This window comes from Protofrankia sp. Cr1 (assembly GCF_963555865.1).
Taxonomy (GTDB): Bacteria; Actinomycetota; Actinomycetes; order Frankiales; family Frankiaceae; genus Protofrankia.
Map to the genome: position 1 here is coordinate 35,065 of NZ_CAUVXO010000013.1, position 665 is coordinate 35,729.

The following is a 665-nucleotide window of genomic DNA, read 5'->3' on the forward strand; positions in this document are numbered from 1 at the left end:
ACACCGGCCCGCCGCGCGACCGCGCCGGTTGCGTCGGTGGAGCCGTCGTCCACGACGATGACCTCCCGGCAGGTCCCGGTGACGGCGGCGAGCAACCGCGAAAGCTCCGCCGCCCGGTCGCGGACCGGGATGACAAGGGTGACGTCATCCGGACCAGGGACGCCCGGCCGACCCGCGGTCGGTGGCACGGGATCGGCGTGCCCGGCGTCCACCAGCCGGCGAGCGAGCGTACCCGCGCCGGCGCCGGCCGCCGTCACCGTGGCACCGCCCGCGAGCGCCTCGAACACGGCCGCGCCAGCGCGACTCAGGGTGAGCAGCCGTAGCGGCGATCCGCCCAGCAGCACCCGACCACGCGACAGGACCCGCAGGTCCGGTTCACACTGAACCGAGAAGCAGTCGGGTAGCGGGGCAGGCGCGGGCCCGGGCAGCCGGCTACCGTCACAGTTCGTGTTTCCGTCCGTATGACGCACAGGAGGAACCGTATGGATTCCGTCGACGTCGACAGCGACAGTCCCATCGCCGCAGCCGAGGTGCCGACAATCGAGCCGGTGCTTGAGGATCTCCTGGTGGAGGACGTGTCCATCGACGGCATGTGCGGCGTCTACTGATCAACCAGCCACCGACATCAAGCGGCCACAGTCGAAGACTGCGACGCAAGCATTGAC

The 665-nt window shown here is 70.7% G+C and carries 2 protein-coding genes; one reads left to right on the forward strand and one right to left on the reverse strand.

What is annotated here, in order from left to right; genetic code table 11:
- Positions 1-470: glycosyltransferase (locus U9980_RS02845; protein ID WP_322766553.1), on the reverse strand; the 470-nt coding region annotated here is incomplete at its 3' end.
- Positions 471-482: 12 nt separating this feature from the next.
- On the opposite strand from U9980_RS02845, the gene mftA reads away from it, so the two are divergent.
- On the forward strand, positions 483-608 hold the full coding sequence (gene mftA / locus U9980_RS02850; protein ID WP_322761495.1) for a mycofactocin precursor MftA: 126 nt from the start codon (positions 483-485) through the stop codon (positions 606-608).
- The last annotated feature ends 57 nt before the right edge of the window (positions 609-665 follow it).